Source organism: Kitasatospora sp. NPDC024654 (genome assembly GCF_055559155.1).
In genome coordinates, this window is sequence record NZ_JBVHLF010000068.1 from 1 (window position 1) to 24,490 (window position 24,490).

At 72.8% G+C, this 24,490-nt stretch carries 23 protein-coding genes and 1 pseudogene; 12 read left to right on the plus strand and 12 right to left on the minus strand.

Translation table 11 applies throughout. The features are described from left to right. Positions 1–111: 111 nt before the first annotated feature. Positions 112–759: a Shedu anti-phage system protein SduA domain-containing protein gene (locus ACZ38L_RS29575; RefSeq protein WP_465698930.1), complete on the minus strand. Its 648-nt coding sequence runs from the start codon at positions 757–759 to the stop codon at positions 112–114. Here ACZ38L_RS29575 and ACZ38L_RS29580 point away from each other — a divergent pair. Next, positions 758–988, plus strand: a complete 231-nt coding sequence (locus tag ACZ38L_RS29580; RefSeq protein ID WP_465698932.1) for a multicopper oxidase domain-containing protein — start codon at positions 758–760, stop codon at positions 986–988. The genes ACZ38L_RS29575 and ACZ38L_RS29580 overlap by 2 nt on opposite strands. 83 nt (positions 989–1,071) lie before the next feature. Here ACZ38L_RS29580 and ACZ38L_RS29585 read toward each other — a convergent pair whose 3' ends face one another. The 5 genes from ACZ38L_RS29585 to ACZ38L_RS29605 all read right to left on the minus strand — a co-directional run bounded on the left by ACZ38L_RS29585 (position 1,072) and on the right by ACZ38L_RS29605 (position 6,901). Continuing rightward, complete coding sequence (locus ACZ38L_RS29585; protein WP_465698934.1) at positions 1,072–2,085, minus strand: MASE1 domain-containing protein; 1,014 nt, start codon at positions 2,083–2,085, stop codon at positions 1,072–1,074. 195 nt (positions 2,086–2,280) lie between these two features. Then, complete coding sequence (locus tag ACZ38L_RS29590; RefSeq protein ID WP_465698936.1) at positions 2,281–3,612, minus strand: PP2C family protein-serine/threonine phosphatase; 1,332 nt, start codon at positions 3,610–3,612, stop codon at positions 2,281–2,283. Positions 3,613–4,139: 527 nt separating this feature from the next. Next, positions 4,140–5,066, minus strand: coding sequence for a LysR family transcriptional regulator (locus tag ACZ38L_RS29595; RefSeq protein ID WP_465698938.1), 927 nt, complete (start codon positions 5,064–5,066; stop codon positions 4,140–4,142). A gap of 67 nt (positions 5,067–5,133) precedes the next feature. Then, complete coding sequence (locus tag ACZ38L_RS29600; RefSeq protein WP_465698940.1) at positions 5,134–5,898, minus strand: SDR family NAD(P)-dependent oxidoreductase; 765 nt, start codon at positions 5,896–5,898, stop codon at positions 5,134–5,136. Between the two features lie 109 nt (positions 5,899–6,007). Next, positions 6,008–6,901: an alpha/beta fold hydrolase gene (locus ACZ38L_RS29605; RefSeq protein ID WP_465698942.1), complete on the minus strand. Its 894-nt coding sequence runs from the start codon at positions 6,899–6,901 to the stop codon at positions 6,008–6,010. 92 nt (positions 6,902–6,993) lie between these two features. Here ACZ38L_RS29605 and ACZ38L_RS29610 point away from each other — a divergent pair, with 92 nt between their 5' ends. After that, the gene (locus tag ACZ38L_RS29610; protein ID WP_465698944.1) at positions 6,994–7,668 is read left to right on the plus strand and encodes a TetR/AcrR family transcriptional regulator; all 675 of its coding nucleotides are present in this window, start codon (positions 6,994–6,996) and stop codon (positions 7,666–7,668) included. Between the two features lie 223 nt (positions 7,669–7,891). Continuing rightward, positions 7,892–9,019, plus strand: coding sequence for an NADH:flavin oxidoreductase (locus tag ACZ38L_RS29615; protein ID WP_465698946.1), 1,128 nt, complete (start codon positions 7,892–7,894; stop codon positions 9,017–9,019). A gap of 114 nt (positions 9,020–9,133) precedes the next feature. Here the strand turns inward: ACZ38L_RS29615 and ACZ38L_RS29620 are convergent, their stop codons facing one another. Continuing rightward, complete coding sequence (locus tag ACZ38L_RS29620; RefSeq protein WP_465698996.1) at positions 9,134–9,955, minus strand: MerR family transcriptional regulator; 822 nt, start codon at positions 9,953–9,955, stop codon at positions 9,134–9,136. Between the two features lie 122 nt (positions 9,956–10,077). Continuing rightward, entirely contained in the window at positions 10,078–10,791 is a 714-nt protein-coding gene (locus ACZ38L_RS29625; protein ID WP_465698948.1) for a winged helix-turn-helix transcriptional regulator, read from the minus strand. Positions 10,792–10,866: 75 nt separating this feature from the next. Between ACZ38L_RS29625 and ACZ38L_RS29630 the strand changes: the two genes are divergently transcribed. Continuing rightward, positions 10,867–11,502: a PaaI family thioesterase gene (locus ACZ38L_RS29630; protein WP_465698950.1), complete on the plus strand. Its 636-nt coding sequence runs from the start codon at positions 10,867–10,869 to the stop codon at positions 11,500–11,502. A 292-nt stretch (positions 11,503–11,794) separates the two neighbouring features. On the opposite strand, the pseudogene ACZ38L_RS29635 reads toward ACZ38L_RS29630, so the two are convergent. Further along, a pseudogene (locus ACZ38L_RS29635) lies at positions 11,795–12,091 on the minus strand (TetR/AcrR family transcriptional regulator C-terminal domain-containing protein); the annotation flags it as partial. A gap of 585 nt (positions 12,092–12,676) precedes the next feature. Here ACZ38L_RS29635 and ACZ38L_RS29640 point away from each other — a divergent pair. Then, positions 12,677–13,117 carry a helix-turn-helix transcriptional regulator gene (locus ACZ38L_RS29640; RefSeq protein ID WP_465698952.1) on the plus strand — a complete coding sequence of 147 codons (441 nt, stop codon included), beginning with the start codon at positions 12,677–12,679 and terminating at the stop codon, positions 13,115–13,117. A 10-nt stretch (positions 13,118–13,127) separates the two neighbouring features. Continuing rightward, positions 13,128–13,538: a VOC family protein gene (locus tag ACZ38L_RS29645; RefSeq protein ID WP_396556202.1), complete on the plus strand. Its 411-nt coding sequence runs from the start codon at positions 13,128–13,130 to the stop codon at positions 13,536–13,538. A gap of 47 nt (positions 13,539–13,585) precedes the next feature. Here the strand turns inward: ACZ38L_RS29645 and ACZ38L_RS29650 are convergent, their stop codons facing one another. Next, positions 13,586–14,113, minus strand: coding sequence for a DinB family protein (locus ACZ38L_RS29650; RefSeq protein WP_465698954.1), 528 nt, complete (start codon positions 14,111–14,113; stop codon positions 13,586–13,588). A gap of 126 nt (positions 14,114–14,239) precedes the next feature. After that, a complete protein-coding gene (locus tag ACZ38L_RS29655) occupies positions 14,240–15,694 on the minus strand; it encodes an amino acid permease (RefSeq protein ID WP_465698956.1) in 1,455 nt (484 codons plus the stop codon). A gap of 334 nt (positions 15,695–16,028) precedes the next feature. On the opposite strand from ACZ38L_RS29655, the gene ACZ38L_RS29660 reads away from it, so the two are divergent. Together ACZ38L_RS29660 and ACZ38L_RS29665 are read left to right on the plus strand one after the other, a co-directional pair. Continuing rightward, complete coding sequence (locus ACZ38L_RS29660) at positions 16,029–17,198, plus strand: 4-hydroxybenzoate 3-monooxygenase (protein WP_465698957.1); 1,170 nt, start codon at positions 16,029–16,031, stop codon at positions 17,196–17,198. A gap of 44 nt (positions 17,199–17,242) precedes the next feature. After that, entirely contained in the window at positions 17,243–17,842 is a 600-nt protein-coding gene (locus ACZ38L_RS29665; RefSeq protein WP_465698959.1) for an HhH-GPD-type base excision DNA repair protein, read from the plus strand. A 56-nt stretch (positions 17,843–17,898) separates the two neighbouring features. On the opposite strand, the gene ACZ38L_RS29670 is transcribed toward ACZ38L_RS29665, so the two are convergent. Beyond that, a complete protein-coding gene (locus ACZ38L_RS29670) occupies positions 17,899–20,733 on the minus strand; it encodes a lectin (RefSeq protein ID WP_465698960.1) in 2,835 nt (944 codons plus the stop codon). A gap of 189 nt (positions 20,734–20,922) precedes the next feature. Between ACZ38L_RS29670 and ACZ38L_RS29675 the strand changes: the two genes are divergently transcribed. From ACZ38L_RS29675 to ACZ38L_RS29690, 4 genes are all read left to right on the plus strand, one after another. Beyond that, the gene (locus ACZ38L_RS29675) at positions 20,923–21,609 is read left to right on the plus strand and encodes a rhomboid family intramembrane serine protease (protein WP_465698961.1); all 687 of its coding nucleotides are present in this window, start codon (positions 20,923–20,925) and stop codon (positions 21,607–21,609) included. Positions 21,610–21,686: 77 nt separating this feature from the next. Beyond that, positions 21,687–22,853 (plus strand): hypothetical protein, encoded by a 1,167-nt coding sequence (locus ACZ38L_RS29680; RefSeq protein WP_465698963.1) that lies wholly within the window; start codon positions 21,687–21,689, stop codon positions 22,851–22,853. 160 nt (positions 22,854–23,013) lie between these two features. Continuing rightward, a complete protein-coding gene (locus ACZ38L_RS29685) occupies positions 23,014–23,310 on the plus strand; it encodes a type II toxin-antitoxin system VapB family antitoxin (RefSeq protein WP_030273186.1) in 297 nt (98 codons plus the stop codon). A 232-nt stretch (positions 23,311–23,542) separates the two neighbouring features. Continuing rightward, a complete protein-coding gene (locus ACZ38L_RS29690) occupies positions 23,543–24,361 on the plus strand; it encodes a LytR C-terminal domain-containing protein (RefSeq protein ID WP_465698998.1) in 819 nt (272 codons plus the stop codon). Positions 24,362–24,490: the final 129 nt, after the last annotated feature.

Sequence of the window (24,490 nt, forward strand, 5' to 3'; positions counted from 1 at the left end):
CGGCAACCGCCTCGTCGGCATCCTCCACGGCTGCCTCAAGACCCGCACCCTCTACGACGAGGCCACCGCCTGGTCACACCACGCAACCCTCCCAATCGCCGCTTGACACCACTACGGCATGGGATGTCTGACAGCCGAGTCCAGCACGGTCTCGTACGTGATCACTTCTGTCCGGGCAGCAGGCGCGTCGTAGGTGCGCAGGGTCTCCGCGACCTCCAAGGGCGTAATGCCCCCACCCACGTACCGCGAGTGCCCGATCACCACGGTCGCCGCGGCCCTGCGGCTGTCGACACCGTGGTCGGTCAGGATGGTCCGCCGGTCCTCGTCCAAGGTCCGGAGGTAGTTCTGTGCTTGGGAGACCGCCTGGTGCGGCGGTGCGCCCAGCAGCAGATGGCCGTTGCGTCGGATGACCAGGTTCGCGATGTTGGCGCGCTTGAGTTCGACGACGTACAGGGAACCGTCAGCTCGCAGGAGCGGTATGTCGAGGATGGTGTCCGGGGTGTACTGACGGCGCGCCAGCTCGGCGACATAGGCGCCGTCGAAGATCCACTCCTGGTTCTTCAGGCAGGCGTGGAGGGCGCTCTCGGAACTGGTTGGATCCTCCACCGCGGGTCTCAGGGCCGCCAGGCCGGCCCGCCTGGCCTTGAGCTCGAGGAACTGGGCCAGCAGCCCCGCGTCGGCGTCCTCCAGGATGTCACCCATCAATCGGGCGGCCTCGGCGGAAGCCAGTTGCGGCAGGCTCCCCAGGAGGATTTCCATGTGGCCGTACTGCTGGAGTCGTCTCACCTCCCGGGTGGACAGCTGGACCCCGCCTTCGCCGGCCCCGGTGCCCAGGTGGTCGGCAACCACGACGAGGACGCACGCCGTCGGCCCCGGGGAGAACCGCTACCCCTTCGACCCCACCGGAGGACCGGGCTACGTCTGGCACTGCCACATCATCGATCACGAGGACAACGAGATGATGCGCCCGTACGCGCCGACGCACTGACACCAGCCTGACCGGGCGGGACGCCCGCCCCGACGGTGCGCGGTCGGGGCCGGCGTCCCTCCTGGGCCCGCCCTCGCCGACCGTCATGGCCGGGTCCGTCCGCCGTCGTCCCCCTCCTCGGCCCGGCCCTCCGGAAGCGTCGGCTCGCCGCCGATGTCCGGCGCGGCTCTCCTGACCATCTCGGCGAGTCGCCGGCACGCCTCCTCGATCTCCTCCTGGGTCTGGTTCCGTTCGGTGATGGCCGCCGAGAGCAGCAGCGCGGTCAGCGCGGCGGCGCCGTTGAACGCCTGCAGGGCGATCATGTTGGTGAGCAGGCTGTGACCGGCGAACGGGCCTGATCCGCGGGTGGCGGCGAGGATCGCGAAGGTGGTCACGGCCAGCGCGCAGGGTGCGGCCGCGACGCGCTGGAAGCGGAAGGCCGCCCAGGTCAGCAGCGGGAGGCCGAGGAAGATCAGCGGTGTGGGCGTGGTCTCGAGGAAACCGACGCCGATGGTGGCAGCCACCAACAGCGCTCCCTCCGCCCATCGGGAGGGTGGCGCGTCCTTCGGCCAGTGCGCCGAGCGCAGGGCGAGCAGCACCGGTGCGACCAGCAGCACGCCCATGGCGTCGCCGGTCCACCAGACCCACCAGGTGGTCCAGAACTCACCGGCGGGCAGTGCACCAGCGAGGCGCAGGGTGAAACCGCCCACCGTCGCGCTGATGAGCATGCCGGCGAACGCGCCGAGGAAGACCAGCGCGAATGCGTCCTGGAAACGGTTCATCTGGGTGCGGAACCCGGTGCGGCGGAGGAGCGCGTAGGAACAGAGCGGCGCGACGGTGTTGCCTGCCGTGATCGCGATCACCGCGGTGGTCGACGGCCCGAGTGAGATGTTGATCAGGAAGGCGCCGATCGCGATCCCGGGCCAGGCCCGCAGGCCGATCAGGAGCAGGCCGGCCAGGGCGATGCCGGTCGGGGGCCACAGCGGCGTGACCTGACCGCGCACGAGCTGCTGGAGCAGCCCCAGCCGGCCCGTGGCGTAGTACAGCGCGGCGACGGCACCGATCTGCAGGACGGTCGTGCCACCGCGCCGGAGCCTGCTGCGGCTCACAACGGTCATCGGGAAGTCTTCCCCTCGGCTTGCCTCGTCATCCATCGTCCGCTGACCCCGCCGGCTCCACCACACTGCCGCTCATATGCGTGATCTTCCGCGGGGTGCGCTGTCGCGATCGCTTCGGGTGACCGCCCGGGGGCCGTCTCGCGCCCCGTTCCCGACGGTTGCGCCTCAGCCGCTTCGCCGTGCGCCCGTGCGGCTTCAGCGCGGGGTGCGCACGGCGAGGACGGCCATGTCGTCGTGCCCGTCGCTGGGGTGGTGATCGGCCAGGGCCCGTACGAAGTCCTCCAGGGGCAGGGCCGCGTGCCTGGTGGCGAGTTCGGCGAGTTCGTCCAGGCTCTCGTCGATGGGGTGGTCGGGGTGTTCGACGAGGCCGTCGGTGAAGAAGACCACGGTGCTGTTCGGGGGCAAGGGGTGGGTGTGGTCGGGGCGGGGCTGCCCGCTGTCGACGTTCAGTGGCAGTCCGGGCTCGCTGAACAGGTACTCCGCCCGGCCGCCGGGGGTGACCAGCAGCGGGGGGACGTGGCCCGCGACGCTCCAGTGCAGCCTCCAGGCGGCCCCCGCGGGTTCGATGCGCGCCAGGCTGGTGGTGGTGACGGGGTTGTCGGTGATGGCCTGCAGGGTGCGGTCGAGCTCGGTGAGCACCGCGCTGGGCGGGGTGCGCAGGTGGAACAGCAGGGCGCGCAGCATGTTGCGCGTGGAGGCCATGGCGGCGGCGGCGTGCAGATCGTGGCCGACCACGTCGCCGATGACCACCGCCACCGCGCCGTCGGGCAGCGGGATGGCGTCGTACCAGTCCCCGCCGACCGGGTTGGGCTCGGCGGCGGGCCGGTAGATGGCGGCGGCGGCGAAGGGCCGCAGGTCGGGCAGGGTCGGCAGCAGGAGCCGCTGGAACTGTTCGGATCCGGCGCGAACCTGTTCGAAGAGGCGGACGTTCTCGATCGCGATACCGGCGGCGCTGGCCAGGGCGGCGACGATGTTCTCGTCGCGCACGTCGAAGGGCTGTCCGTCGCGTCGCTCGGAGAGGTAGAGGTCGCCGTAGATTTCGCCGCGGACGCTGACGGCGACGCCCAGCAGGGTGCACATGCGCGGGTGACCGGGCGGGAACCCGACCGAGGACGGGTGGAAGGAGATGTCCTCGACCCGCAGCGGCTCCGGGTGGCGGATCAGGTGTCCGAGCACGCCCAAGCCGCGGGGGAACCCCACCCCGGCCAAGGCCGCGCGTTCCTGCTCGGACAGGCCGACGGCGATGAACTGCTCCAGGAACTCGCCGGACTCGTCGAGTACTCCCAGTGCCCCGTAGCGGGCACCGGCCAGCTCCATGGCGGTGGTCACGATGCGGTGCAACACCGCGGGCAACTCCAGCTCCCGCGTGATGGCCACCACCGCGTCCAACAGGCCCTGGATCCGGTCCTTGGCGGCGGCCAGGGCCCGCAACTGCTCGTCGATCCGGCCCAGCTCGGCGTCCAGGCGGGCCAACGCCTCGGGGCGCCACGGCCGGCCCGCGCCCTCCCCTTCCCTGCCGCCCGCCATCACGACCGCCTGCCGGACCGGTGCTCGTTCCCGGCGGCCTTCAACCGGCAGGAGCCGGTGCCGGTCCGGCTCGAGGTGCCCCTGGAGGTGAGCCGGCCGGCGGTCTCAGCGAGGTTCACGCGCTCGTGCCCTTCGTCTTCGTCGTCGCGGGCGTCACCGGCGCAGGAGCCCGTCGTGCTCGGCGAGGCCCGACAACGGGCTCGGCGTGGCGGCGGCGCACAGCGCCCCGTGATCGACCCGCGCCATCACCCTGTCCTCCCCTCCTGCCGGCTGAGCTTCCTCACTCCAAGCTAGAAGCCGCCTGCGGCGCCCGCCCGTCGAGCAGCCGGCGATCACCGGCTCACTCCTGCGGCACGTGCCGCCTGCCGGCCCGTCGCGGAACGGGGACCGTCAGGGGACCGCGGGGCGGACGCGATCACCGCGGAGCAGCCTGGCGGACCAGGCCCGGGCTCCCGTGCCCGCCCCGAACCGTCGGACGAACACTGTTCACGGGGGTTCTCCGGGGTCTCGGGACGTTCCGTCACAGGTCAGGCGGGAGCGACCGATGCGGCCGCGGCCTCGACGAAGGCGACGACGGCGGGGTCGGGGTTCTCGGCGGGCCAGGCCAGCACAACGCGACTGGGCGGGTAGTCGGCCAGCGCAACGAAGGCCACCCCCTCGGTCCGGTGGTGGCCGGCGGCACCGGCCGGCAGGATGCCGACCGCGCCCTGCCAGACCACGGCGTGCAGGCACTCGGCCACCGCCCGGACCACCGGGCCCCCGCCGTCCCCTGCCCCGGGTGACCCCACGCCCGGCCGCGCCTCGCCGAGCCCCGCGGAGGCGGCGCGGCCCGCCCGGCCGAGCCAGTATCGCCGCCAGGCCGGGTCCACCTCCTCCGGCAGCCGCATCCACGGCCGGTCCGCGAGGTCGGCCACCGTCACCCTCTCTCGCCGCGCCAGCGGGTCGCCGGACGGCAGCGCCGCGACCACCGGCTCACTCGCCAGCACCCGGACGGCCAGTCCCTCGGTGTCGAACGGCAGCCGGGTCAGCGCGACGTCCACCGCGCCGGTCCGCAGCCCCGCGGTGGGATCGCTGATCCCGGTCTCCCGCAGCCGCACCAGCGCCTCCGGGTGGCTGCGCCGGAAGGCCTCGGCGGCGCGCGGGCCGAGACCGCGACCGGCTCCGGCCACGGTGCCCACCACGATGGTGCGCCGTCCGGCGGTCTGCCGGACTCGTTCACCCGCCCGCTCCGCCGCCGCCAGCAGCTCCCGGGCCTCGGCCAGCAGCACCGCCCCCGCCTCGGTCAGCCGCACCCCCTGGGCCGAGCGGTCGAACAACCGTGCACCCAGTGAGTCCTCCAACTCGCGGATCCGCCGGCTCAGCGGCGGCTGTGACATGTGCAGCCGGGCCGCAGCCCGGCCGAAGTGCAGTTCCTCGGCCACGGCCACGAAGTACCGCAGACGGCGCAGGTCCATGCCGGGCACGATAGCCCGCCGCGCCGACCGGCCATCACGGCCCCGGTCCGGCCCCTCTCTCCCGCCGCTACCAGAGCACCGGACCGTCCTCGCCGAAGAAGCCGCCGGTCGGGCCGTCCGGGCCCAGGGTCGCCAGCCGCACGATGACCGCCGCGCCCTGGGCCGCCGTCCGGGTCATCGGGAAGCCCGCCTTCTGCAGTTCCTTGGACAGGTCGGTGTCGCACGGGCCGGGCGACGCGGCGTTGACCAGGAAGCCGTCCCGGCGCAGCTCCTTGGCGTACTGGACGGTCAGCGCGTTGAGCGCGGACTTGGAAGCCGGGTAGGCGGCGGTGGCGGGCACCTGGGCCAGGTAGCTGTCCGGGGAGCTCTGGACGGCCAACGAACCCATGCCGCTCGACACGTTGACGATGCGTGGGGCGGCCGACCGGTGCAGCAGCGGGAGCAAGGTGTTGGTGACGGTCAGCACGCCGAAGACATTGGTCTCGAAGACCCCACGGACCAGGTCGAGGTCGGCGGCGCTGGGCCGGTGTCCCGGGTCCTCGGCCGCGCCGGCGTTGTTGACCAGCACGTCCAGCCGCCCGAACCGTTCACCGATCCACCCGGCCGCCTGCCGCACGGTCGCCGGATCCGTGACGTCCAGCGTCACCGGGTGCGCGTCGGCCCCGGCGGCCCGTATCGCGTCGGCGGCAGCCCGTCCGCGCTCGGGGTCGCGAGCGCCCACCACCACGGTCAGCCCGTGCTCGGCCAACTGGCTGGCGACCTGAAATCCGATGCCCTTGTTCGCCCCGGTCACCAGTGCCACCGCACCGGTCGGGGTCGCAGTCTCGATCATGCCGTCAGCCCATCACGCACCCCCCGCCGCTGACCAAGACCATGTCGGCATCGCACCGTCCGTACTGGTATCGGTGCTGCTCACACAGCCCCGGGTGATCCATGGGTCCTCACCCGGCTGACGGGGGGTCGGCGACGGCGCGTACCTGATCGGCGTAGCGGGCCCACGTCTCCCGGTCGAGGAAGTGGCCGACGGCGGGCATCGTGCGCAGTCGCGCTCCCGGGATCGCCGCGGCGGTGTGGTGGCCGGCGGTGGTGCGAAGCAGTGGGTCGTCCTCCCCGTGGAGGACGAGGGTGGGCGCGGTGATCTCGGCGAGCTGGCCGCCGCGCCACTTCGCGCCGATCTGGCGGCTCTGCGCCTTGTCGTCCCGGAAGCTCCTGACCTGGTGGGCGGCCTCGTTCCGGACGAACTCGCAGACGTCGTCCACACCGATCCGCCGGCCGGGCGCGAGGATCCTGGCGACGTCGAGCGCCAGTGCCAGTTCGCCCTCAGGGGTCCGCGGGTGGCGCAGGCGGGTGAAGCGGGCGACCGTCCCCAGTCGCACGTAGCGCAGGACGCCGAGTCCCCTGACGTCGCTCGGGACGGCTGAGGAGCTGGTCAGCGTCAGCACCCGCGCCGGGTGCCGGATGGCGACGCGCTGGGCCACCAGCCCGCCCATGGAGTGGCCGAACAGGTGGGCGCGCTCCCAGCCGAGGGCGTCGAGGACCGCGACCGCGTCGTCGGTGAGGTCCTCGGCCGCGTAGGCCGGCGCCTCGCGCCGGAGCAGCGCCAGGAGCGGGTGGGCCCGGCGGCGGTCGGGGAAGTGCGTGGACTCGCCCGAGTCGCGCTGGTCGTAGGCCACCACGTGGAAGCCCCGCCGCAGGAGCCCGTCGACCAGCCCCTTCGGCCACCAGAAGCGTGAGGCGCCGAGCCCCATGACGAGCAGGAGCGGGTCGCCTCCGGCACCGCCGAGCTCCTCGAAGGCGATCCGAACTCCGTCGTTGTCCGCGTACCGCGTAGCCATCCCTGGCGCTCCTTCGCTTTGCGTACAGCGTTCGCGAATATCGCGAACACTGTACGCAAAGCGATAGGCTGGGGGCAACCAAGGAGGTGACCGTGGCAGAACCGGACGAGACGGTGATCTGGCTCCGCCCCGAGCGCGCGGCGACCGGCCGGCCGGCGGAACGCAGCCGCGCCGAGATCACCTCCGCCGCCCTCGACCTCGCCGACCGCGAGGGCTTGGACGCGGTCTCCATGCGCCGCGTCGCGGCGCTGCTCGGCACGGGCGCGGCCTCGCTCTACCGCTACATCGCGACCCGCGACGACCTGCTCGACCTGATGACCGATGCCACCGGCGCGGAGTACGAGCTGCCGCGGCCGAGTGGGGACTGGCACACCGACCTGCTCGCCGTCGCCCACCAGACCCGGCGGATCATGCGCCGCCACCCCTGGCTCCCGGCCCTGGTCGTCACCCGGCCGGCCCTCGGCCCGCACGCGGTGGACGTGCTGGACCGCTTCCTGGAGATCCTCGCCGACCACCCGGCCCCCGCCTCACGAAAACTGGAGGCGTTCGCCCTCCTCAACGCGGTGACCGCGATGTTCGTCCAGAACGAACTGGCCACCGCCACCGCCTCGTCCGCGCAACGCCGGACCGCCTACCTGCGCCACGTGGCGGCCGCCGGCACCCACCCCCGCGTCGCCGCCGCGCTCACCACCCCGCCGCCGGACGCGGCCGGCGCGGACCCGTTCGACAGCGCGATCGGCCGTGTCCTGAACGGCCTCCTGGGCTGACCGCGGCCGATGGGGCTCGACAGGGGAGCCGGCAGTCCCTCGGAGAGCGCGTCCACACCGGTCCCGGGCGGGGCCGGGGCCCGGCGGAACGAGCGGCGCCCGTGTCCGGGATCACACGACGGCCCGTCGGACGGGCGAAATGCCGTGACCGCCGGAACGGTTGGCACCTGCACGCATTCAACGCATGCGTGCATACCGTCTGGTACCTACGAGGAGCGTCCCCGTGACCGTCACTGCGTCCTCCGCCTCCCGCGCGGCCGAGATCCTGTCCCGGCCGGTCGCGCTGAACGGCCTGACCGTCCCCAACCGCATCGTGATGGCCCCGATGACGCGCATGTTCTCCCCGGGCGGCGTCCCCGGTGAGGACGTGCGGTCGTACTACGCCCGTCGGGCCGCCGCGGGTGTGGGCCTGATCGTCACCGAGGGGACCTACGTCGGCCACGAGTCGGCCGGACAGAGTGACCGGGTGCCGCGGTTCCACGGTGAGGAGCAGCTGGCGGGGTGGGCGGAGGTCGCCAAGGCCGTTCACGCGGCCGGCGGCACGATCGTTCCGCAGCTGTGGCACATCGGCATGGTGCGCGAGCAGGGCGATCCGCCCTACGCCGACGCCCCCGCCGTCGGTCCCTCCGGCATCCGCGTCGACGGCACCGAGGGCACCGGCAAGGCGATGACCCGGCGCGACCTGGACGACGTCATCGGCGCCTTCGCCGAGGCCGCCGCGGCCGCCGAGCGGATCGGCTTCGACGGCGTCGAACTGCACGGCGCCCACGGCTACCTCCTCGACCAGTTCCTGTGGGCGGGGACGAACCGCCGTACCGACGCCTACGGCGGCGACCCCGTGGCCCGTACCAAGTTCGCGGCCGAGATCGTGGCCGCGGTCCGCGAGACCGTCTCCGCCGACTTCCCGGTGCTCTTCCGCTACTCGCAGTGGAAGCAGGAGGCCTACGACGCGCGGCTCGCCGAGACCCCGGAGGAGCTGGAGGCGATCCTGGCCCCGCTCGCCGCGGCCGGCGTCGACGCCTTCCACGCCTCCACCCGCCGCTACTGGATCCCGGAGTTCGAGGGCTCGGACCTGAACCTGGCGGGCTGGACCAAGAAGCTCACCGGCAAGCCCACCATCACCGTCGGCTCGGTCGGCCTCGACGGCGACTTCATCCGTGGCTTCATGGGCGAGGGCGCCCCGGTCCAGGGCATCGACGACCTCCTCGACCGCCTGGAGCGCGACGAGTTCGACCTGGTCGCCGTCGGCCGCGCCCTGCTCCAGGACCCGGAGTGGGCGGCGAAGGTCCTGGCGGACCGGTTCGAGGAGCTGAAGCCGTACGACGCGGCGGCGCTGAAGACGCTGAGCTAGCCCGCCACCGGATGCCGTCACCCGCCTCGGCTCGCTCGCGAGCCGAGGCGGGTGGTGTCCGCCGGCTCGGTCGAGTGACCGGGCGCGGCGGTCCGGTGCCCCGGACGTCGTCGGTCAGGCCCGGGTCACGGGGGCCTGGAGTTCCGTCACCCAGTCGTCGCGGTTCTCCGGGCACTCCAGGCTGATCTCCCGGGGGTAGCCGGCCGACTGGTAGCCGTTCTCGTCGATCCAACGGGCCAGGGCCTGGGCCGCCGGCAGCACGGTTTCCATCGAGCCACGGTGCACGATGGTCGCCGCCCGGTCGAGGTGAGGCAGGTCGAGTACCCGGAAGGCACCGTCCTGGAGGGGGGCGGAGACCTGCACGGCGGCATGGACCGTGATCCGGCCGTCGCCCTTCGGGGCGTCCTCGTAGTAGGCGACACCGGGCCCTGTGGGAGTGATGGCCGCCGCGTCCAGGCGCCGGAACAACTCGCCGTAGAGCGGCCCGATGACAGGACCGATGTCCTCGGGCTCGAAACTCGCCGCGATCGCGGTGAGCTCCGCCACCCGCGTGACCGGAACACTCTTGATGACGACGTCGTCCATGGGCATGCGCCCCTCGCTCTCGATCGCTCGGAGCCTCGCCTCGACCTGCACCAGTCGTGCGGCCGCCGCGGCCATCGCGTCCTCCAACTCGGCCCTCCGCAGGCGCAGCATGGTGCGCAGTTCCTCGGCGCCGACCCTCTCGTCCAGGATCTCCTGGACCTGCCGGAGGGAGAGGCCGAGGTCCTTGAGCGCGATGACGCGGTTGAGTCGGGCCAGCTGGGCGGCCGTGTAGTGGCGGTAGCCGGTGACGGGGTCGACGTGGGCCGGGCGCAGCAGGCCGGTCGCGTCGTAATGACGCAGCATCCGGACCGAGACGCGGCCGTGCCGGGCGAAGTCTCCGATGGTGAACATGATGTCCCCGAGTTCAGCGTCTGACACCGTGTGAGGGTCAAGAAGCTACTCGGCCGCGGCCGACGACGAGGACGAGGGGCCGCGCCGGCAGCTTCGGACGCCACCAGCCGTGAGGAGGAGGGTCATCCTGGGCCGGGCCGACCAGGTGCACCGGGGTCGCCGCCGGTCCCGGCCAGCGGCCTGGCGAAGACGTAGCCGCGGAACCAGTGCGGGAAGGAGCGGCGGAGGTCGCTCGGGCCGGTCAACCGGGCGCCTCCGCTTCGCAGCAACCGCTCCCAGGTCAACTCACCCATCCACCAGCGGGTGAACTGCTCGAGGTCGGCCGCGATCCGCAGGTCGACCGGGCGGCCGAGGTCGTCCGTGCAGAGTGCGAGGCGGGGGCGGGTGGCGTGCAGGAAGACGCGGTCCTGCTGGGCATCGGGGAAGTGCAGCTCGACCACGGTGAGCGAGTCGGGCAGGCGGTCCCGGTGTACCCGACGCCGCATGTCCCAGCCGAGGGCCAGGGCGTCGAAGTGATCGGGCTGCAGGCCGCGGCGGTCCCAGGCGGTCGCCCATCCGCCGAGTTCGGCGAGGACACCGCGCAGTGCGAGGCCGGCCTCGGTGAGCCGGTAGCCGCCCCCAGGTGCCCGGTCCACCACACCGGACCGCTGAAGGGTCTTCAGACGGGCCGAGAGCACGGTGCGGGAGATCCGCGGGAGCCCTGTCTGGATCTCCGAGAAACGGCTCGACCCGAGCAGCAGCTCGCGCACGATCAGCAGCGTCCAGCGTTCGCCGAGCACTTCCAGGGCGCGGGCCACCGCGCAGAACTGCCCGTAGCCGCGGGTGGGGACGTCCATGGCCGCCAGGCTACCGCTCGGCGCGGTACGGATTCCGTACTTGAGCACTGCCTGCCAGCAGGGCAGGTTGAGGGCATGAGCACCCGAGATCCTCAAGCCGCAGCGCCCACCGTCGACCCGACACCCCGGACGCGGAGCCACAGTTGGACACCGGCCCCGCCCGCCTCCACCTTCGTCGACCTCACCGGGGAGGAGATCCTGCGGGCGATCACCGACGGGCGGATTCCCGCTCCGCCGATCGCGAGCACCCTCGGCTTCCGGCTCGTGGACGCGGGCCCCGGCATCGCCGTGTTCGAGGGCGACACCGGCGAGCACCTCTACAACCCGCTGGGCAGCGTGCACGGCGGGTACCTCGCCACCCTGCTGGACTCGGCACTGGGCTGCGCCGTGATGAGCAGGCTGCCGGCCGGGACCGGGTACACGACCACGCAGCTCAACCTGCACCTCGTCCGACCGGTCTTCGCGGACACCGGACTGCTGCGCTGCGAGGGCACCGCGCTGCACGTGGGCCGCACCGTCGCGACCGCCGAGGCCCGCGTGATCGGCGCGGCGGACGGCAGACTCTACGCCCACGGCACCACGACCTGCGCCGTCCTGGCCGGGCGCGCGCCGGCACCGACCCCGGCGGAACCGCCGGCCCTCGGACGACAGGACGCTTCGGGACGAGCTCCCTCCACTGCCGTGACCGGGAACGATCACCGGGTCCGGTGATCGGGCCGCGATCACCGGCACGGTGCTCCCGTCGGCCGGGGCCAGCGGCACCATCGCCCGCCGGCGGCCCTAGGCGCGGTCGACGAGGGTCTGGACACCGTCGAGGATGCGGTCGAGCCCGAACTCCAGTGGGTCGACGGTGTCGGGGGCGAAGGCACCCCCGGCGATGGCGCGGGTCAGGGCGGGGAAGCGGTCGGCGTGCCGGTCGAGCAGTGCACCGGTGAGGTGGGTCCACTCCCGGCTGTTCGTCGAAGGCGAGCAGTTGCTGGACGAGGGTGCGCACGAGGCCGGCGACGAGCACGAAGACCCGGTGCCGCTGGGCCGCCGTCAGGCCGGTCGGCTCCAGCGCCGCGAGCGCCGCGTCCAGCCAGGCGAGTTGGTTGGGGCCCATGAGCTGGCGGCGCATCGCGGTGGCGGCCAGCAGCCAGGGGTGGGCCCGGTGGACCTCGGCGGAGCGGCCGGCCCACTCGGTGATCCGCGGCCGCCAGCCGCTGCCCGCCGCCGACAGGTCGGGGGCCGGGGCGAGGACGGACTCGACCATCAGCTCGACCAGTTCGGACTTGCCGGGCACGTAGCGGTAGAGGGCCATCGCCGAGACACCGAACTCCAGAACGTCATCGCGGGCGGACGCGACCGCTCGGCCTACCACGCCCTGCTCGGCCGCCTGCGGAAGGCGGGCAAGCGCAAGGAACTCGCCGCCGTCACCGCGATGGGCCCCGACGCCACGGCCTGGAGCGCGCACCAGTGGGCGGAGCACGCCAAGATCGTCGTCACCACCGACCCGCCGACCTTCGACACCATGAAGACCGTGGTGGTCCGCTCGCTGTGGTTCTCCCCCTCGCACACGCTGCGCGAGCTGCGGGCCTACCTGAAGGGCATGAGCTTCTCGGAGCGACTCGGACCGCGGACCACGGCCGTCGACGAGTGGGCCGAGGGCACCGCGTTCTCGCTCCCGCTCTTCGTCTTCCAGGGTGACGGCGACGTCCTCACCCCGCCCGAGCCGGCCCGGCGGCTCCTCGACGACGTGACCGCCCCGGTCAAGGACTTCGCGCTCATCCGGGGCACCAGCCACTTCGCGTCCTTCCGCCACCCCGACCAGTTCCTCGACCTGATGCTCACCAAGGTCCTCCCGGTGACGGCCAGGGGTCGGACCGGCGGGTGGTAGCGTCGTTCCATGACCCCGGAAGACCTCGCCGATCTCGCGCACCTGCGCCGAGCGCGGGATCTGATCGACCGGGAGTACACACGGCCGCTCGACGTGCCGACGATGGCCCGCCACGCGCTCATGTCGCCGGCGCACTTCTCGCGACGGTTCCGGGCGGCCTACGGCGAGACGCCGTACAGCTATCTCATGACCCGCCGGATCGAACGGGCGATGGCGCTGCTGCGCGGGGGCACGAGCGTGACCGACGCGTGCATGGCGGTCGGCTGCACCTCGCTCGGCTCGTTCAGCTCGCGGTTCACCGAGCTCGTGGGGGAGACGCCGAGCGCGTACCGCGGTCGGGAGCACCGCGCCGTGGCGGCGATGCCCTCGTGCGTGGCGAAGGTTCGCACCCGCCCGACGAGAAATCCGCCGAGCAGGATTCGAGAAGCAGGCCGTGTCTCCGCCGCCTAACGTTGGCGGCATGACCATCGCACTCCAGTACTGCCACATCACCGTCAACGACCTGGACGAATCGCTCGCCTTCTACCGCGACGCGCTCGGCCTCGACGTGCGCAACGACGTCGCTGCCGGCGGATTCCGCTGGGTCACCCTGGGCAGCGCGACTCAGCCGGACCTCGAGATCGTGCTCTCGGAACCGCACGCCGGCCGTTCCCAGGCCGACGGCGACGCCCTGCAGGAACTGCTCACCAAGGGCGTCCTGCCGATGACCGTCTTCAGCACCGACGATCTCGGCACGACCTTCGAGCGGGTACGGGCGTCCGGAGCCGAGGTGCTGCAGGAGCCCGTCGACCAGCCCTGGGGGCCGCGCGACTGCGCGTTCCGCGACCCCTCGGGCAACATGGTGCGGATCCAGCAGAAGGCCAAGGCGTAGCGCCCGGCCGTCGCGGCGCCGCTCGCCGGCGCACGGCGGCGACGCGGTCAGCCCATGGTCTTCGCACCGTCCAGCGCCTCGCGGATGATGTCCGCGTGGCCGGCGTGCTGGGCGGTCTCGGCGATCAGGTGCAGCAGCACCCGGCGGACCGACCAGCGGGCGCCCGGCTCGAACCAGGGCGCCTCCGGGAGCGGGTGGTCCTGGTCGAGGGACGGCACGGTGGCGACCAACTCGTCGGTGTGCCGGGCCGCTCGGTCGTACTCGTCGAGCAGGCCAGCCAGCGTCTCGCCGTCGGCCATCCGGAACTGGGCCTGCCAGTCGGGGTCCGGCGCGCCCATCGCCGCCGCGCCGCCGACCGCGAACCTCGCCCAGCGCTCCTCCACCAGCGTCACGTGCTTGATCAGCCCGCCCAGACAGAGCTCGCTGGCCGTGGTGCGCCGGGCGGCCTGCTCGTCGGTGAGGCCGCGGACGGTGTGGCGCAGGAAGCCGCGGTGCTTGGCCAGCGTCTGCAGCAGCTCGGCCCGCTCGCCGGTGGTCGGGGCCGGGGTCAGCCGGGATTCGTACGGGGTGGTCATGGCGTCCGCCTCCTGGTGGTCGAAACTGACAGGCCACACAACCACACCGCGCTGACGGCGAACGCGAACGTGGTACGGCGCGGCCCGGTCGGGCCGCGCCGTACCACGTCGCGGGGGAGGTGTTCGTCAGGCCGTCGCCGTCTCCTCCGAAGCGGCGGCCGCGGCCTCCACCGCCCGCCGCCGGCTGCCCACGATCCGCGCGGCGACCAGCACCACCGCGGCCGCGACCAGCGAGAGGATCATCTGGATCCGCCCGTCGTGATCGGTGAACATGTACGCCACGACGAAGCTGATCAGCCCGATCGCCGCCCAGGTGAGGTACGGGTAGAGCCACATCCGGACGGTCAGTCGCTCGGGCGACTCGCGCTCCAGGATCTTGCGCATCCGCAGCTGCGAGAAGCAGATCACCAGCCAGACGAAGAGCGCCACCGCACCGGAGGAGTTCAGCAGGAACTGGAAGACGGTGTTCGGCGAGGTGTAGTTGAAGAAGACCGCGACGAAGCCGAAGACCACCGAGGAGAGGATCGCCGTGCGCGGCACGCCCCGCGCGGTGACCCTCGCGAACGCCTTGGGCGCGTCGCCGCGCTGACCGAGCGAGAAGGCCATCCGGGAGGCCGTGTACATCCCGGAGTTGAGGCAGGAGAGCACCGCGGTCAGCACGATGAGGTCCATCACCGGCGCGGCGCCCGGTATGCCGACGTGCTGGAGCACGGCCACGTACGGGCTGTTCTTGACCGAGGCGGAGTTCCACGGCAGCAGGGTGACCACCAGGGCGATCGAGCCGAGGTAGAAGATCCCGATGCGCCAGATCACGCTGTTGGTGGCCTTGCTCACGGCCCGCTCCGGGTCCTCCGACTCGCCCGCCGCCAGGGTGACGATCTCGCTGCCCATGAAGGCGAAGACCACGGTGAGCATGCCGGTGAAGACCGCCCCGACGCCGTGCGGCAGGAAGCCTCCGTGGCCGGTGAGGTTACTGGTGCCGACCGCGTGGGTGCCGGGCAGCAGCCCGAACACCGCGAGCACGCCGATCACCAGGAACGCGGCGATCGCGACCACCTTGATCCCGGCGAACCAGAACTCGAACTCGCCGTAGGAGGCGACCGAGAACAGGTTGGTCGAGGTGAGGATGGCCATCACCAGCAGCGCGAAGCCCCACTGCGGCACCGCGGGAAGCCAGTTGTGCAGGATCTTGGCACCGGCGGTGGCCTCCACCGCGAGCACCACCACCCAGAAGAACCAGTACAGCCACCCGATGGTGAAGCCCGCCCAGCGGCCGAGCGCGCGGTCGGCGTACGCCGAGAAGGAGCCGCTCTGCGGGTCGGCCGCGGCCATCTCGCCGAGCATCCGCATCACCAGCACCACCAGCGTGCCGGCCAGCGCGTAGGAGAGCAGGATGCCCGGGCCGGCCGCCGCGATGCCGGCTCCGGAGCCGACGAACAGGCCTGCACCGATCACGCCGCCGATGGCGATCATGGACAGGTGGCGGTTCTTGAGTCCGGCCTGGAGGTGGCCGCCCGCGGCCGGCGCTGGTGTGCCGGACTCGGGACGGACCGGCGTGCCGGTCGTGCTGTCGGTGCGCATCAGGTTCTGCTGCCTTCCCTGTACGGCGGGGATGGACCGTACATGGTCAGGAAACATAGCCGGGACGATCGATTCTGTTAACCCATAGCGGAAAACTTTTCGAATTATTTGAGGATTACCTGAGGTTCTGGATTCGCCTACTGAATGTTCTGACACCGACTGCCATATCTACCGACGAATCATCAGACTTCGGCAATTGCCGCCGCGACCAGCGAATTCCCGGTGGTCGCGAGCCGTCGGCGATCTTGAACGGGCGGCCGCCCGCCCGGCATGATGGCCCGGGCAGCGAGCGGGGCCGAACACTGGGGGGACGATGCGACGCCTTCGGACGCGCGTGGGGATCATCGGGGCCGGACCGGCGGGCCTGCTGCTGGCCAACGCGCTGCGGCAGGCCGACGTCGACTGCGTGCTGGTCGAGCGGCACAGCCGGGCCCACGTGGAGGCCCGGGCCAGGGCCGGCGTGATCGAACAGCACACGGTGGAGCTGCTGGACGGGTACGGACTCGCCGGCCCGCTGCTGGCCGCCGGCGGCCGGCACGGCAGCTGTGAGTTCCGCCACCGGGGCGGCCGCTTCTCGGTGCCGTACGGCGAGCTCACCGGCGGCCGCACGCACTTCGTGTACCCACAGCAGTCCCTGGTCCGCGACCTGGCCGAGGCCTACCTGGCCGGCGGCGGGCAGCTGCTCTTCTCGCACCCCGCCCGGGCGCTGGACGGCCTGACCGGCGACCGCCCGGTGCTGCACTGCGCACCGGCCGACGGCGACGGGCCGGAGCTGGCGATCGAGTGCGACTACGTGGCCGGCTGCGACGGCTCCTACGGCGTCGCCCGCCGGTCGGTGCCGACCGGCGGGCTGCGCGAGTACGGCCGGCAGCACGAGTGGGGCTGGCTCGCCGTGCTGGCCGAGACGCCACCGGCCACCGAGCAGATCATCTACGCGCTGCACCAGGAGGGCTTCGCCGGCCACATGCTGCGCACCCCGACCGTGAGCCGCTTCTACCTGCAGTGCCCGGTCGGCGACTCCCCGGAGAACTGGCCGGACGAACGGATCTGGTCCGCGCTGCACCGCCGGCTGGACCTGACCGCGGACGAACTCAGGCCCGGCCCGATCACCGAGCGGACCGTGCTGGAGATGCGCAGCCTCGTCGTCGAACCCATGCGCTACGGGCGGCTCTTCCTGGCCGGGGACGCCGCGCACATCATCACCCCGGCCGGGGCCAAGGGCATGAACCTGGCCATCGCCGACGCCCACGAGCTGGCCGAACGGCTGATCGCCCGCTGCCGGGGCGCGGACGCCGCCGTGCTGGACGGCTACTCGGACGCCCGCCTGCCGCGGATCTGGCAGGCCCAGGAGTTCTCACACTGGTTCCTGCAGCTGCTGCACAGCCCGGTCGCCGAGCCGGCCGACGCGGCCTTCCTGCACCGGCTCCAGGTCTCCCGGCTGAGCCAGCTGCAGGGCTCCACACCGTTCGCCAACCTGTTCGCACGCCAGTACGTGGGCGGGTAGCGGCCGGGTGGCGGCCGGGCGGCGCGGCGGCCCACGATGGAGCCATGAGCCCGACCCTGCACCTGGCCCAGCGGCCCGAGGCCGACGCGCTGCTCAGCCGGAGCCCGCTGGCCGCCCTGGTCGGCATGCTGCTCGATCAGCAGGTCCCGATGGAGTGGGCCTTCACCGGCCCGTTCACGATCGCCCAGCGGCTGGGCACGGACGACCTGGACGCGCACGTGATCGCCGGCTACGACCCGGAGGCCTTCGCCGCCCTGCTCGCCGCCAGACCCGCGGTGCACCGCTACCCGGGTTCGATGGCCGGCCGGGTGCAGCAGCTCTGCCGGTACCTGGTCGAGGAGTACGACGGCGACGCCGCCGCGGTCTGGCGGGACGCCGCCAGCGGCCAGGAGCTGCTGGGCCGGCTGACCGCGCTGCCCGGCTTCGGCAAGCAGAAGGCGCAGATCTTCCTGGCCCTGCTGGGCAAGCGGTTCGGGGTGCGACCGCCGGGGTGGCGGGAGGCTGCCGGGCCCTACGGTGAGGAGGGCAGCCACCGCTCGGTCGCGGACATCACCGGCCCGGAGTCGCTGAGCCGGGTCCGGGCGTACAAGCAGGAGGCCAAGCGGCAGGCCAAGGCGGCGAAACGGGCGGGGACGGCCGGGTAGCCCGCGGGCCGCCCGACCGTCCCCGCCGTCCGTGGCGTTCCGGGGTCAGCCCGGGCTCACCGCGGCACCGTCCAGCGCTGGGCCGCGCTGCCGTTGCAGTCCCAGAGCTGCAGCCTGGTCCCGCTGGTGGTGTCGTTCTTCGGCAGGTCCAGGCAGCGCCCGGACGGCGGGTTCAGCAGCGCCCCGTCCGGCCGCGGCCACCACTGCTGCGCGCCGGTGCCGTTGCAGTGGTAGAGCTGCACCGGGGTGCCCGCGGTGGTCCCGCTCTGCTGGATGTCCAGGCACTTGCCGAGCGCCCGCACGCTGCCGTCGGAGGCCACCGTCCACTGCTCGGCGGCGGTCCCGTCGCACTCCGCGAGCTGCACGGGGGTGCCGTCCGCGTCGTCCCCGCGCTGCACGCCCACGCACTTGCCGGCCGCGTCGGTGATCGTGCCGGTGGCCGGGGTGGCCGGGCCGACGTCGAAGGAGGGCGGCGCGTCGGCGGGCGCCCGGCCCCAGCCGGGGTCGGGGTCGGCGGCGAGGGCGTACTCCAGGGTGCCGCCGCCGCTGACGAAGTCCTCGCCCAACCACGGCCGGGTCGAGGGGACCCCGCCCACCCGCAGGCCGTGCACGTAGCGGACGGCGTCGGAGGCGCCCGGCGCGCGGATCTCCAGCCGGACCCCGTTGCCCCGGGTCACCGTGATGGCCGGGAACATCGGGCTGGCCAGTACCAGTTCGGCCCGGCCGGGCGCCTCCGGGTACATGCCCAGGTTCGCCCAGACCACCGAGGAGGACATCTCCCCCAGGTCGTCGTTGCCCGGCTCGCCGTCCGGGGCGTCGCTGTAGAGGGTGACGGCGGCCCGCCGGACCACGTCCTGGGTGCGGTCCGGACGGCCGGCGTAGTCGTAGGCCCACGGGATCCCCACCGAGGGCTCGTTGCCGAGGTAGGCGTAGGGCGCGTTGGGCCCGGCGTTGAGCTTGTCGAAGAACGGGTCCAGCCGGCCGACGACCGCGTCGTCCCCGCCCATCGCGGTGAACAGCCCGCGCAGGTTGTAGGGGACCAGCCAGGTGTACTGCGCGCCGTCACCCTCGACGAAGCCGTCCTGCTGGGCCGGCGGGGCGTCCGGCCAGCTGTGGTCCGCGTTGCGCTGCTGGAGGTAGCCGGTGCCGGTGTTGAAGATGTTGCGCCAGTTGGCCGAACGGTGCATCAGGGTGTCGTGCACCTCGGGATCCCCCAGCCGGCCGGCGAGTTGGGCCAGCGCGAAGTCGGCGGTGGCGTACTCCAGGGTGTCGGCGGCCGGCCCCCACTCGTTGCCGGTGCCGACCGGGACGTAGCCCACCTGGTCGTAACTCTGGTGGCCCGAACGCTCGCGGTCGTCCTCGCTGCCCCAGAGCGCGCGCCAGAGCAGGTTCTCGGCGTCGAAGCCGGTGGCGCCGAAGGCGTAGAGGTCGCCGGCGATGATCGGCAGCGGGTCGCCGACCATCACCCCGGTGCCGCCGTTGGCCAGCGTCCAGCGGTCGAAGTAGCCGCCCTGGGCTCCCTGGTTGACGATCGACTGGCCGATGTCCGAGGCCTCCTTCGGGAGCAGCAGCGCCAGCAGTTGGGCCTGCGAACGGTAGATGTCCCAGCCGGAGAAGTCGGCGTACTGGACGTGTCCGGGCACGGTGCTGTGCACTTGGCCGTCGAAGCCCGGGTACTGCCCGTTGACGTCACTGAGCACGCTCGGGTGCAGCAGCGTGTGGTAGAGCTCGGTGTAGAAGGTGCGGGTGGCCCGGGCGCCGCCGCCCGCCACGGCGATCCGGCCGAGCAGGTCGTTCCAGGCCGTCCGGGCCGCGCCGCGGAGCCGGTCGAAACCCGTGTCGCCCTGCTCGGCCGCCAGGTTGGCCCGGGCGTTGGCCAGGCTGACGAAGGAGATGCCGACCCGGGCGGTGACGGTCCGGCTGACGCTGGTGTCGAAGGAGACCAGCGCCAGCGCGCCGGAGGCGGGTTGGTTCACCTCCGGGTGCGGCGCGGGTCCTCGCTCGCCCTTGCTCTGGGCCTGCGCCACCGCCTCGGCGGTGCGCGCCGGCTGCGGGGCGATCCCCGGGTCCTGGCCGGTCGCGTCCTTGCGGCCGGTGTCCAGCCGGCCGTCGGTGACGATGCCCGAGCGGGTGAACGGGCGGTCGAAGGCCACCGTGAAGTAGATCCGGTAGCGGTTGCCGGTGCCGCAGAAGCCGCCGCCGTCGGTGTAGCCGGAGAGCGTGTTGCCGCCGATCGAGATCGAGCCGCTGGCCGCGTTGAACGCCTTGCCCGCGTCGACGGTGAGCGAGGCGGTCTGCCCGGCCGGGTAGCTGAACCGCGCGATGCCGGTGCGCTGGGTGGCGGTGAGGTCGGTGGTCACGCCGTTGTCGAAGGTGACCGAGTACGACCCCGGCGAGGCCGACTCGTGGGCGTGCGAGAAGGAGGAGTAGGCGACCGGGTCGGTGCCCAGGAGCGGCATGAACGGGATGTTGCCGTAGTCCCCGCAGCCGGCGCCGGAGATGTGGGTGAGGCTGAACCCCCGGATCCGCTGGTCGTCGTAGAAGTAGCCGCCGTGCTGGTACGTGACGGTGTCCGGGCTCCACTGGACCATGCCCAGCGGCGCGGTGGCACCCGGGAAGGTGTTGCCGGCGCCGCCGCCGTTGCCGTAGTCGACGGCCCCCTGCTTGGTCCCGACGAACGGATTGACGTACTGCGCCGGATCGCTGACGGTGACCGACCGGCCCTGACCGGCCCCGACCGGTGCGGCGGCGGCCGGGGACCCGACCGTACCGGCGGCCAGCAGCGCGGCGCAGGCGGCGACGGCCACGGCCGCCCGCCACGGCCGTTCCCGAGCCCCGAGGGTGCCACCGCGAATACCCGATGACGATGCGATGAACTGACGGATAGTCATATCCGTATCGTGAAGGCGCCCACGACGGCTTTGAACTATCGGCGTCACAGAGTCACCCACCCGGCGCAGCGCAGCAGCATGAAACCTCCGAGGACGAAGGATCATTGCGCCGCACGGGTGGGATACCCGGATGCCGGCCCGGCCGCCTAGAGTCGAACGCGAAGGCACGAAGCGCGGGAGGAGAACGACATGGCGGACACCGGGACGAGCGACGCCGAGGCGCGGCTGATCGCGGAGGCTCGGAAAGCCTTCTTCGTCATGTTCGGCTTCCTCTGCCTGGTCTGGGCCATCCAGCTGGGCAACTGGGCCGACGGCGGCCTGCTCGCCCAGCGCTTCGGGATCGTCGCCGACGATCCGGCCCGGCTGCCGGACGTGTTCACCGCGCCGCTGCTGCACGCCGGTTGGCAGCACCTGGAGGGGAACTCCGGACCGCTCTTCGTCTTCGGTTTCCTGGCCGCCTACCGCGGGGTCCGGAAGTTCCTCCTCCTGACCCTGCTGGTCGCGGTCACCAGCGGGCTGGCGGTCTGGATCTTCGAGCGCACCGGGGTGGTGACGATCGGGGCGAGCGGGCTGATCTTCGGCTACTTCGGCTACGTGGTGCTGCGCGGCTTCATCGACCGCCGGCTGATCGACAGCCTGATCGGGCTGGTGATGGGCGCCTCCTTCGCCTACCTGGTCACGCTGGCCGTTCCGGGGACACCGGGAATCAGCTGGCTGGCCCATCTCGGCGGGCTGGCCGGCGGGCTGGCCGGGGCCTGGCTCTTTCGCGACCGTGCCGCCGCCCCGGCGGCCGGCACGCCGCGTGCCGCCGCCCCGGCGACCACCTCCGGCCCGCGCGCCGACCTGCTGAAGGAGCTGGACGACCTCGGTCTCTGATCGACGGCGATAGGTATAGACCAATGCGGGCCGGGCCGCTAGCGTGGTCCCCCCGCCCCCTGCTCCGGAGCCGCGCCGTGCAGTCGTCCGTCCTCGCCTTCGCCACCGACCTGCTCGACGAGGGTGCGGACACCTTCTTCGGCAACCTCACCGACCGGGCCGGCGTCGACGGCGTCACGCTGGCCTCGGTCTACCACGCGGCCCGGGACGTCTTCCCGCACCACCCGACCCGGGTGGTGCGCTACCTGGAGCCGGGCGCGGCGTACTTCCGGCCCGACCCGACCCGCTGGGCCGGCCGCCGGCTGACCCCGGTGCCGTCCGGGGCGATCGGCGCCGACGACCCGTTCGCACTGGCCGCCGAGCAGACCCGGCGGCGCAGGCTGCGCCTGCACGCCTGGACGGTCTTCTGCCACAACGACCGGCTCGGCTTCCAGTACCCCGACTGCTCCCCCGCCAACGCCTTCGGCGACCGCGCGCTGACCGAGCTGTGCCCGGCCAACCCGGAGGTCCGCGAGTACGCCCACACCCTGCTGGACGAGCTGGCCCGGTACGGCGTCGAGGCGATCCGGGCCGAGTCGCTGCACTTCCACGGTCTGCGGCACGGCTTCCACCACGAGCGCTACTTCGAACCGCTGGGCCCGGTGGCCGAGGCGCTGCTCGGCGTCTGCTTCTGCCCGCACTGCCGGGCCGCGGCCGAGGCGCGGGGCGTCCCCGCCGAGGAGGTGCGCCGGGCGGTGGCCGCCGAGCTGCGCGCCCGGCTGGCCGACGAGCGGGCCGCCGCGGCCCCCGCCGCGTTGGACGAGCTGGCCGGCGGCGCCCTGGCCGGTTACCTGGACGCCGCCGCCGGAACGGTCACCTCGCTCGCCGCCGAGCTGGCCGAACGGGCCCGCCGGCACGGGATGCGGCTGAGCTTCCTGGACGGCGGCGGCCCCGGCACCGGCTGGCTGGCCGGGATCGACCTGCCCGCACTGGCCGCGGCCGGCGTCGGGATCGAGACGCTCGGCTACGCCAAGGCCCCGGAGGCGGTCCGCGAGAAGATCGCCGCATTCGCCCTGCACGGGGTGCGGCCGACCGGCCTGGCGGTCATCCTGCGCCCGATGGCCGAGGACTGCGACGGTCCGGTCAACCTCGCGGCAAAGCTTTCGGTACTGCGCGAGCTGGGCGTGCCCGAGGTTGAGTTCTACAACTACGGGCTGATGCGACTCTCCTCGCTGGACCGGATCGGGGCCGCGTTGCAGGGCTGAGGGGTGTCCGCACGGTTCGCCGGGCACTCGCCGCAGTCCGGCCCCGGGCGTCCGGCCTTCACCCGGCGTTCCCGAAACCGCCGCAGACCGGACACCTGGCGGCACCAGCGGAGCAGCGCGCTTGCTGCGCCACGCGCCGCCCAAACGGTAGGCTTTCCGTGTGATCTTCAAGCGCATCGGCAACGGGCGGCCGTACCCGGATCACGGCCGTACCAGCACCCGCCAGTGGGCGGACGTCGCCCCTCGCCCGGTGCGACTGGACCAGCTGGTTACCACCAAGGGGCAGCTGGATCTGGAGACTCTGCTGGCCGAGGACTCGACCTTCTACGGGGACCTCTTCGCCCACGTGGTGAAGTGGCACGGCGACCTCTACCTGGAGGACGGGCTGCACCGCGCCGTGCGCGCCGCCCTGCAGCAGCGTCAGGTGCTGCACGCCCGGGTGCTGGAGATGGACTGACCCCGCTCCCCTCGGACGGCAGCGCGGCGGATTACTCCCAAGTGATCGTCAGTACACCCCTTCGGGTGTCCGAATACTCCAAATGATGATCATTTATAACGCCGTCCCGTGATCCGGTCTAGGCTGCTGAGCACGGCCGTGGCACCCGGCGGGCTTCTGGATCAGCCGCCCGGTGGGCGTCCTGTCACCCGTCACCGCTGCCCTTCCACCCAAGGGGAGACAGACCGTGAGCATGTTGACGCCCCAGGGCTTGAAGGGGAAGCAGTTCCGGATCACTGGCAGAAGTTACCCGCGGCTGGGCCCTCCGCCGCGCCGCAGGCGCAAGGTCCTGACGCTGATCGGCTCGTTACTCGCCCTGTCGATGATCGCGCTCGGTGGCGTCCAGGTGGTCGACATCTTCACCGGCAAGGGGAAGCACGCGGTCGCCTCGGCCTGCGCCTCCGGCAAGGCCTCGGTGTCCGGTAAGCCGCTGGCCGCGCCGGTCCTGCCGAGCGGCCCGCCCAGCGCCTCGGGTACGGTCTCCGCCAGCGGTGCGGCCTCCGCGTCGGCCACCGGCAGGAACTCGCCCGCCGCCTCGGCCACCGGCAGGAGCTCGGCCGCCGCCTCCGGCTCGGCCGCGCCCGCCTCCTCGGCCGCGCCCGTCACCGGCCCGCCGCTGCCCGCCAGCACCGCGATCCCGCAGCCGCAGGCCGTCACGGTCAACGTCTACAACGCCACCGACAAGTCCGGTCTGGCCGCCCGGACCGCCGACGAGCTCAAGCAGCGCGGCTTCACGATCGGGAAGGTCGGCAACGCCCCCTCGGCGCTCGACAAGAAGGTCCCCGGCAGCGTCCAGCTGATCTCCGGGCCGGCCGGAGCGGGCGCGGCCACCCTGCTCGGCGCGCAGGTCACCGGGTCGGCCACGATGACCGACAGCCGGACCGACGCCAGCGTCGACTTCGTGATCGGCGACGGCTACAACGCGCTGCTCGACCCGAACGCGGCGGCCGCCGCGCTGGCCGACGCGACCAAGGCGAAGCCCACCGCCGGCCAGTCGCCGGGCAGCTGCTGAGCCCGGCCGGACGGGGGGGGGGGGGGGGGGGGGGGGGGGGGGGGGGGGGGGGGGGGGGGGGTGTGGTGGTGGGGGGGGGGGGGGGGGGTGAAGAATGTCGGGCGATCGAGACCTTGGCCGTCCAGGGCG